Source organism: Nocardia sp. NPDC055053 (assembly GCF_053608285.1).
The window spans coordinates 47,604-56,875 of sequence record NZ_JBSGVD010000039.1; the positions used below are offsets into that span (position 1 = coordinate 47,604).

The following is a 9,272-nucleotide window of genomic DNA, read 5'->3' on the forward strand; positions in this document are numbered from 1 at the left end:
GGCCACGACATCGTGGCCCCGCACCATCAGCGCACCAGCAGCGCGACCGGGAGCCGGGCGAACAGCTTGTCGATCCGGACACTGCCCGCGAAGGTGTTGCCGGTGAGCCGGTCGATCCAATTGCCTTCCGGCAGTTGCAGTGTCGTATCGAGCCAGCCGGTCGCGGCGAGACCCACGGAATGCCTGGTCGCCGCGACGATCACCTCGGGCGCCTCGCCCGCGGGTCCGCGACCGTAGGCGACCAGCCGCTGCGCGTGCTCCCCGACGGCGTACAGAGGCAGATAGATCCCGCCGACGAAGCACTCCGGCCGCTCCCGGCGTAACCACAGCGCATAGGCGACCACCCACATCTTCGCCGCGCCCGTGGTATCCAATGTCGGTGGCTCGGTGAGGGATTGGAGCAATCCGGCGCGGATCGCGAAATTCACCGGCCGCCGGTTGTCGGGGTCGACGAGGGAGTCCTCCCACAGTTCGGTGCCCTGGTAGATGTCCGGGATGCCGGGACCGCACAGCTGTAACAGCTTCTGCGCCACCGCATCCGACCAGGCGTGCGGTGCGAGCTCATGAGCCAGATCGCCGATACCGGTACCGACCGGACCATCGATCACCGCGTCCAGCCAGCCGTGCACCGCCGCCTCGAACTGCGCGTCCGGTTCCTCCCACGACGTCTTGACACCCGCCTCGCGAATCGACTTCTCCGCGAACAGATGTAGCCGGTCACGCAGACCGGGCACCGACGACGCGGGCCTGCCGTCGGCGGGCCACACCCCGAACATGTTCTGCAACAGGAACAATGCCGTCGCGCCATCCGGTGCCGGTGTCGTCTCCAGCCAGCCGCGCACCCGCTGCGACCAGATGTCGGCCACCTGCGACAGCACCCCGATGCGGGCGCGCACATCCTCGCCGCGCTTGGTGTCATGGGTCGACAGCGTCGTCATGGTCGCGGGCCAGCGCTGCGAGCGTTCGCTGTTGGACAGGTGGAAATCGTTGACGGAGTGGCCGAATCGCGCCGGATTGCCGCCAACCTCCTGCAGCGACACCAGCCGCGCGCCCTGGTAGAACATGGTGTCCTCGACCGACTTGGCGGTGATCGCGCCACACACCTGGGAGAACCGGGTCGCCGCCTCACCGCACTTGGCCAGCGCGGTCACCAGCACCGACAGCGGCGCGGTGAGCTCGGCATTGCGCTTCTCCACCTCGGCGACCACGGCCGCGGTGATCCCGGCCAGCGGCGCGTAGTCGACCCGGTACACCGGCATGAACGCCAGCACCTCGATGGTCGCGTTGCTCACCGCGAGGGTGTCGAAACTGCCCGCGTTCCCATCCCGTTTGATCGCGGCGACCAGCCGCCGGATCTCCGGCGCGAGAATGGTTTCCGCCACCGCGCGCTTGATCCGGTGCTCGGTCTCGCCGAACCACGCCCGGTCGCTGCCGTGCCCGGCGACATGCTGGGACAACTCGGTCATCGTCGCCTCGCCCACCGGGTCGATCAGCACACCGCCGAGATCGGCGAGCGCGTCGTACCCGGTGGTGCCGTCGACCGGCAGCGTCGCGTCGAGGGGTTCGCGGTTGGCGAGGATCTTCTCCACCAGCAGCAGCCGCTGCGGGCCGATCAGCCTGCGCAGCCGGGTCAGGTAGGCGCTGGGGTGCGACAGGCCGTCCGGATGGTCGACGCGCACACCGTCGATCAGATCGTGTTCGCACCAGGCGGCGAGCTCGCGGTGGGTCGCCTCGAAGACCTCGGGGTCCTCCTGACGGATCGCGGCCAGGCTGTTCACCGCGAAGAACCGCCGGTAGGTGCACACGCCTGCTTTCCAGCTCACCAGCCGGTAGTGCTGGCGGTCGTGGATGCGCAGCGCGTTGTCACCGTCGGTGCCTGGCGCGATCGGGAACCGCAGATCGTGCAGCGCCAGCATCGGTTCCGGCCCCGAGCGGTCGACGGTCAGCGCGGCCGGGTCGTTCTCGTTCTGCAGCACCGGCAGTGCCAACCGGCCGCCCGCGCCGTTGCCGGGACTCCAGTCGATGTCGAAGTACCTGGCGTACTTGGCTTTCTGGCCGTTGCGCAGCACGTCCCACCACCACGGGTTCTGCCGCGGATCGGCGACGCCGACGTGGTTGGGCACCAGGTCGACGATCAAACCCATCCCGCGACTGCGCACTTCGTCCGAGAGCGCCTTGAGACCGGTCGGGCCGCCCAGCGCGGCCGACACCGTGGTGGGGTCGGTGACGTCGTACCCGTGCGTCGAGCCGTGCGTCGCGGTGAGGATCGGCGACAGATACAGATGCGAGATACCCAGCTGCTGCAGATACTCGGCGATGGCACGGGCATCGGCGAAGGTGAGCGCGTCCGGCCGCAGTTGCAGCCGGTAGGTGCTGCGCACCGCGCTCGGCCGGATGGGCGCGCGATGCAGCAGGGTCAGCGGATCGGTCACGTAGGTCTCGGTCATCGTTTCGGCTGGGTGGTTCGGCGCAGGACGAGCAGGCAGCGGCTGGGGACGGGGAGTGACGCGGCCGCGGGATACACCGCGTCGGCCGCGCCGGTGGGGGTCGAACAATCCAGGGCCAACGTCCATTCGGCACCGAACTCCGGTCCTGGCAGCACGAATTCGAGCGCTTCGTCGTGCGCATTGAAGCACAGCAGGAACGAATCGTCGCTGATGCGCTCGCCCCGTGGTCCCGGTTCGGGAATCCCGTCACCGTCGAGCAGCACGGCCAGGGACTTGCCGAAGCCGCTGTGCCAATCGTCGGTGGTCATCTCGGCACCGCCGGGCGTGAACCACGCGATCTCGCGTTTGCGGTCCTGTCCGTCACCGGGTCCGGCGGCCAGGAAGCGGCGGCGCCGGAAGATGGGATGGGAGGTGCGCAGGGCGATCACCGAGCGGGTGAACTCGAGCAGGTCGGCATTGGTCCGCGCCAGCGACCAGTCCATCCACGCCAGCGGTGAATCCTGGCAGTACACATTGTTGTTGCCGAGCTGGGTGCGGCCGATCTCGTCGCCGTGGGCCAGCATCGGCGTGCCCTGGCTCAGGATCAGGGTGGCCAGCAGATTGCGTTGCTGGCGGGCCCGCAGTTCCAGGATCGCCGGATCGTCGGTCGGGCCCTCCACGCCGCAGTTCCACGACCGGTTGTAGCTTTCCCCGTCGCGGTTGCCCTCGCCGTTGGCGTCGTTGTGTTTCTCGTTGTAGGACACCAGATCCCGCAGCGTGAACCCGTCGTGCGCGGTGACGAAGTTGATGCTCGCGCCTGGGCGCCGCCCGGTCGACTCGTACAGGTCCGACGAGCCGGTCAGCCGGTAGGCGAACTCGCCCAGCGTGGCCGGTTCACCACGCCAGTAGTCGCGCACCGTGTCGCGGTACTTGCCGTTCCATTCGGTCCACAGGCTAGGGAAGTTGCCGACCTGATAGCCGCCCTCACCGACATCCCACGGCTCGGCGATCAGCTTGACCTGGCTCACGATCGGATCCTGGTGCACCAGGTCGAAGAACGCGGAAAGCCGGTCCACGTCGTGCAATTCGCGGGCCAGCGTCGCGGCGAGGTCGAACCGGAAACCGTCGACGTGCATGTCCAGGATCCAGTAGCGCAGCGAGTCCATGATCAGCTGCAACGTGTGCGGATGCCGCACATTGAGACTGTTGCCGGTGCCGGTGTAGTCCTTGTAGAGCTCCGGGTCGGTCTCGTCGAGCCGGTAATACGCGGCATTGTCGATGCCGCGCAGGCTCAGCGTCGGTCCGAGATGGTTGCCCTCGCCGGTGTGGTTGTAGACCACGTCGAGGATCACCTCGATGCCCTCGGCGTGCATCGCGCGCACCATCGCCTTGAATTCGGCGACCGCGGCATCGCCACGCGGTCGGGCCGAGTACTGGTTGTGCGGGGCGAGGTAGCCGATGCTGTTGTAGCCCCAGTAGTTTCGCAGGCCCTGATCGGTCAGCACGTGATCGTGGAAGAACTGGTGCACCGGCATGAGCTCGATCGCGGTGACGCCGAGGCTCTTCAGATGCCCGATGATCGCCGGATGCGCCAGACCCGCGTAGGTGCCGCGCAATTCCTCGGGGATGTCGGGGTGCGTCATCGTCATGCCCTTGACGTGCGCCTCGTAGATCACCGTCTCGTGATACGGCCGGTTCGGCGGCCGGTCGGCGCCCCAGTCGAAGAACGGGTTGATCACCACCCCGGTCATGGTGTGGCCCAGCGAATCCAGCCCGTAGGTGTACAGCGACGGATCGTTGACGAACTGTCCGTCGAAGGCCTTCCCGTACGGATCGAGCAGCAATTTGCTCGGATCGCAGCGCAAGCCGAGCTCCGGCTCATAGGGGCCGTGGATGCGGAAGCCGTACCGCTGACCCGGCGTGACCGCGGGCAGATAGGCGTGCCAGACATACCCGTCGACCTCGTCGAGATTCACCCTGGTCTCGGAGCCGTCCTTGGCGATCAGGCACAGTTCGACCTTGGTCGCGACCTCGGAGAACACCGAGAAGTTCGTGCCCGCGCCGTCGTAGGTGGCGCCCAGCGGATAGGCGGTGCCGGGCCAGACGCCCAGTGGGGTCACCTCACCGGATCGGTCGTTCGGGCTCGACATGCTACGACAGTAGAGGAATCCGGTCCCCGCCCGCGCGGATGCGCGGTGGGTGCTTCGTCACGCCTGGTCAGCGGGCATCGAGCCCGCCCGTGGCCGCGAGCAGCCGCCGGGCGTAGCCGGTGCGCCGGGCCAGCGCTGCCAGTCCGCCGAAGATCAGCCGCTGCAACGGCACGGGCGGACCGGCCAGGTAGCCGTCCTGGTACTCCCAGAGCAGGCCGAGGGCGAGTGGGTTGCGCGGCAGTGCGCTCGCGGTGGTCCGGTGGGCGTTGTCGAGACCGCTCCAGAACTCGAACATCTCCCAGTGCCGCAGCGGCGGGCGGATCACGTGATCCATGACCGTGTCTTCGGCCTCGTTCCAGAACTCGTGCACGGCACGCGGCGGCGCGGTCACGGTGTCGCCCGGTCCGGCGACGATCTCGGTGCCGTCGATCCGGAACCGGACCCGGCCGGTGCGAATCGTCCAGGTCTCGCTGAGCTCGGGATGCCAGTGCGGGCCCGCTTGGCGCCCGATGCGGGGGAGTTCATGCTCGAGCCGCAGGTAGGCGCCCCGGTCGTCGGCGCCGCGGTCGATGAGCGTCACGCGGTGCCCGTTGCGGAAGGTGAGGACGGTGCCGATGTCAGCCACTACTCAGGTATAAAGGTAACCTTCCTATTATGTCAATGGATCGACCGCCCACCTTGCTGAAACTGCTGGTCCAGGCGACCGAGGCGTACGAGCGTGAGCTGAACGACAGGCTGCGTGCCGGGCTGGGGGCCGATCTGCGGCCCGCGCACTACACCGTGTTCCGGCACCTGGAACCAAGCGGCTCCCGGGTGACCGCGCTCGCCGAGGCCGCGGGAATGACCCAGCAGTCGATGGGTGAACTCGTCACGCACCTCGAGCGGTGCGGCTATGTGGAGCGCCGCCCCGACCCCGTTGACCGGCGGGCGCGGCTGATCGTCGCGACCGCGGCGGGCGCGAAGGCCCTCGCGCTGGCGGGCGAGCACATTCGCCGGATCGAGGAGGCGGTCGCGGCCGAACTCGGCGGGGCCGCACTCGGTGACGTTCGTACCGCGCTGGGGCGCATTCCGGGAGTCATCGCCGATCAGCCCGTCGGCCGCGAACCGTAGGTGATAACTTGAACGGTGTTCAAGGCCGTCGCTCCGGCGGCACCGGACGACGACGAGGAAACCTGTGGACCTGACTCCCGAGCAGATCACCGCCCTCGATGCCGACCACGTCTGGCATCCCTACGGCGGCTTCCCCGCGACTACCGAACCGCTGGTCGTCGCGAGCGCGGCGGGCACCAGGCTCACCCTCGCCGACGGTCGCGAGCTCGTCGACGGGATGAGCTCCTGGTGGGCGGCCGTGCACGGCTACCGGCACCCGGTGCTCGACGCCGCGCTGCTCGCGCAGTCGCAGCGGATGAGTCATGTGATGTTCGGCGGGCTCACCCACGAACCGGCGACCCGGCTGGCCCAGTTGCTCGTCGAGATCACGCCCGCCGGGCTGGACAAGGTGTTCCTCTGCGATTCCGGCTCGGTCTCGGTCGAGGTCGCGGCGAAGATGTGCCTGCAGTACTGGCGCGGCGCCGGCAAGCCGGGCAAGCACCGGCTGCTGACGTGGCGCGGCGGCTACCACGGCGACACCTTCACCCCGATGAGCGTGTGCGACCCCGACGGCGGCATGCACACGCTGTGGACCGATGTCCTCACCGAGCAGGTCTTCGTCCCCGCGCCACCGGTGAGCTTCGAAGCCGACTACGTCGCCGAGCTCGAACGCTCCGTCGCCGCCCATCGCGACGAGCTGGCCGCGGTGATCGTCGAGCCGGTTGTCCAGGGCGCGGGCGGGATGCGCTGGCACGATCCGCGCTACCTCACCGAACTGCGCCGGATCTGCGACGAGAACGACGTCCTGCTCGTCTTCGACGAGATCGCCACCGGATTCGGGCGCACCGGCGCGCTGTTCGCCGCCGACCACGCCGGCGTCGCGCCCGACGTGATGTGCGTCGGCAAGGCGCTGACCGGCGGCTACCTCACCCTGGCCGCCACGCTGTGCACCGCCCGGATCGCCGAGACGATCAGCGCGGCGCACGGCGGCCTGATGCACGGGCCGACCTTCATGGGCAATCCGCTGGCGTGCGCCGTCGCGGTGGCCTCGATCGACCTGCTGCGCTCGCGGGACTGGCGGGGCGAGGTCGCCCGGATCGAGTCCGAGCTGCGGGTGGGTCTGGAGCCGATCGCCGGCCTGCCTGGCGTCGCCGATGTCCGGGTGCTCGGCGCGATCGGCGTCGTCGAGCTCGCCGAACCGGTCGATATGCGCGCGGCCACCGACGCCGCCGTCGACGCGGGCGCCTGGCTGCGCCCGTTCCGCAACCTCGTCTACACGATGCCGCCCTTCATCAGCACCACCGAAGACGTCGCCACCATCACCGGCGCCGTGCGCGCCGCGGTCAAGGCCTCGCTCGGATGACGCCCCTGAACAGCGTTCAAGTAAGCTCCTCAGCTGTGAGTACGGATCCGTTGACCTGGTTGGACGAGCGCGCGGCCGAGCGGGTCGACGCCGGGCTACGCAGACAGTTGCGCGTGCGCGCCGCCGAATCGCCCGCGATCGACCTGGCCTCCAACGACTACCTCGGACTGGTCCGCCATCCCGAGGTAGTCGAGGGCGCGATCGCCGCCGTGCGCTGCTGGGGTGCCGGGTCAACCGGTTCCCGCCTGGTCACCGGAACGACCGCCGAACACGCGCAGCTCGAAGCCGAACTGGCCGAATTCGTCGGCGCGGAAACGGGATTGGTCTTCGCGTCCGGTTACGCCGCGAACCTGGGCGCGGTGACCGCGCTCGCCGGACGCGGCACCCTCGTCGTCTCCGATGCGGGCAGTCACGCCTCCCTGGTCGACGCGTGCAGGCTCTCCCGGGCCCGCGTCGAGATCGCCCCGCACCGTGATGTCGCCGCGGTCGAACGCCTGCTCGCGGAGCGCTCCGAAGAACGCGCGCTGGTCCTCACCGACTCGGTCTTCAGCGCCGACGGCGACCTGGCTCCGCTCGCCGACCTGCACCGGGTGAGCCGGGCCAACGGCGCTGTCCTCATCGTCGACGAAGCGCACGGGCTCGGTGTGCGCGGCGCGGGCGGTCGCGGTCTGGTCAACGAGATGGGCCTGGCCGGTGAACCGGACCTCGTCATCACCGCCACCCTGTCCAAGGCGTTCGCCGCACAGGGCGGGGTCGTGCTCGCCGACGCGCGGATCCGCGCCCACCTGATCGACGCCGCCCGCACCTTCATCTTCGACACCGGCCTCGCTCCCGCCGCGGTCGGCGCGGCCCGCGCCGCACTCGGTCTGCTGCGCCGCGACCCCGCGATGGCGTCGCGGGTGCTCGACCGCGCGGCCGATATCGCGCGGATCGCCGGGGTACCGGAACCCGAATCCGCGGTCGTCTCGGTCGTGCTCGGCGAAGCCCAGCTCGCCTACGACGCCGCGCAGGCCTGCCGGGCCCGCGGCCTCGACGTCGGCTGCTTCCGGCCGCCGTCGGTCCCCGAAGGCACCTCCCGCCTGCGGCTGACCGCCCGCGCGAACCTCACGCCCACCGAACTCGACGTCATCGCCGACGTCCTCGGCGAGGTGCTCGCCGAGGCGCGCGGCAAGGAAGTGGTGACGGCATGAGCCTCCTGCTGATCAGCGGCACGTCGACCGATGTCGGCAAGACGGTCGTCACCGCGGCCGTGGCCGCCGCCGCCAAAGCCGCGGGCCGGTCGGTCGCGGTGTGCAAGCCGGCCCAGACCGGCATCGCCCCCGGCGAACCGGGTGACCTCGCCGAGGTCACCCGCCTGTCCGGGGTGACCCGCACCCTCGAACTCGCCCGCTACCCGGAACCGCTCGCCCCCGACACCGCCGCTCGCCGCGCAGGCATGCCTCTGCTGTCCCTCGGTGACACCGTCGCCGCGATCGACGCGTTGCGCGACGCCGACCTGGTCCTGGTCGAAGGCGCCGGCGGGCTTCTCGTCCGGATGGGGGAGTTCACGCTGCTCGACCTGGCGCAGAAACTCGGCGCGCCGGTTCTCGTCGTGGCCGCCGCCGGACTCGGCACCCTCAACCACAGCGAACTCACCACGCGCACCCTGGCCGCGGCCGGCGTGCCCTGCGCCGGGCTGGTCATCGGATCCTGGCCGACGGAACCCGACCTCGCCTCGCTCTGCAATCGAGACGACCTGCCCCGGGTCACCGAGACCGGGCTGCTCGGCGCAGTCCCCGCTGGAGCGGGACAGTGGGACCGTGACCGCTTCACCGCCGCGGCCCCGAGCTGGTTTCCTGCGGACTGGCATCCATGATCGACCCCGATGATCATGGACGGTGTCCAAAACCGGCTCTGACCAGCCGATTTGACTTCGCGTTCGTGGCTGCGTAACTTAATTCGAGTCAGAGCGACACGGACACCGACCCGGTGCCGAACTGCTGAGCCTCTCAAGGCTGGCGGATGGTGCAGGGAAACGAGGTAGGACGATGAGCGCCTGACTGATCATGTGTGCAGGGTTACAACCCACGGACTTGCTTCGGTGGATTGCCTGCGCTAAAGTATGAACCCTTGCCCTGCCGAAGCCCCTACGAAATGTTGCGGGTAGAAGCTTGTGCGTGTGTTCTTTGAGAACTCAATAGTGTGTCGATGAATGTCAGTGCCAATATTATTATTGGTTCCGCTTCTCATACCCCCCGGTTGAGG

General features: G+C 69.1%; 7 protein-coding genes. 4 read left to right on the forward strand and 3 right to left on the reverse strand.

Annotated elements, in window-relative coordinates; genetic code table 11:
- Positions 1-26: 26 nt before the first annotated feature.
- The 3 genes from treY to ACWF82_RS29205 all read right to left on the reverse strand — a co-directional run bounded on the left by treY (position 27) and on the right by ACWF82_RS29205 (position 5,201).
- Positions 27-2,447 (reverse strand): malto-oligosyltrehalose synthase, encoded by a 2,421-nt coding sequence (gene treY, locus ACWF82_RS29195; RefSeq protein ID WP_452506348.1) that lies wholly within the window; start codon positions 2,445-2,447, stop codon positions 27-29.
- Entirely contained in the window at positions 2,444-4,576 is a 2,133-nt protein-coding gene (gene glgX, locus ACWF82_RS29200) for a glycogen debranching protein GlgX (RefSeq protein ID WP_452506350.1), read from the reverse strand. The genes treY and glgX overlap by 4 nt, the downstream gene beginning before the upstream one ends.
- Before the next feature lie 67 nt (positions 4,577-4,643).
- A complete protein-coding gene (locus ACWF82_RS29205; protein ID WP_452506351.1) occupies positions 4,644-5,201 on the reverse strand; it encodes a cupin domain-containing protein in 558 nt (185 codons plus the stop codon).
- A gap of 29 nt (positions 5,202-5,230) precedes the next feature.
- Here ACWF82_RS29205 and ACWF82_RS29210 point away from each other — a divergent pair, with 29 nt between their 5' ends.
- The 4 genes from ACWF82_RS29210 to bioD all read left to right on the forward strand — a co-directional run bounded on the left by ACWF82_RS29210 (position 5,231) and on the right by bioD (position 8,883).
- Positions 5,231-5,686, forward strand: coding sequence for a MarR family winged helix-turn-helix transcriptional regulator (locus ACWF82_RS29210; protein ID WP_452506353.1), 456 nt, complete (start codon positions 5,231-5,233; stop codon positions 5,684-5,686).
- A 64-nt stretch (positions 5,687-5,750) separates the two neighbouring features.
- The gene (locus ACWF82_RS29215) at positions 5,751-7,028 is read left to right on the forward strand and encodes an adenosylmethionine--8-amino-7-oxononanoate transaminase (protein WP_452506355.1); all 1,278 of its coding nucleotides are present in this window, start codon (positions 5,751-5,753) and stop codon (positions 7,026-7,028) included.
- The gene (locus ACWF82_RS29220; RefSeq protein WP_452506357.1) at positions 7,025-8,218 is read left to right on the forward strand and encodes an 8-amino-7-oxononanoate synthase; all 1,194 of its coding nucleotides are present in this window, start codon (positions 7,025-7,027) and stop codon (positions 8,216-8,218) included. The genes ACWF82_RS29215 and ACWF82_RS29220 overlap by 4 nt, the downstream gene beginning before the upstream one ends.
- A complete protein-coding gene (bioD, locus tag ACWF82_RS29225) occupies positions 8,215-8,883 on the forward strand; it encodes a dethiobiotin synthase (protein WP_452506358.1) in 669 nt (222 codons plus the stop codon). Before ACWF82_RS29220 ends, bioD begins: the two co-directional genes overlap by 4 nt.
- Positions 8,884-9,272: the final 389 nt, after the last annotated feature.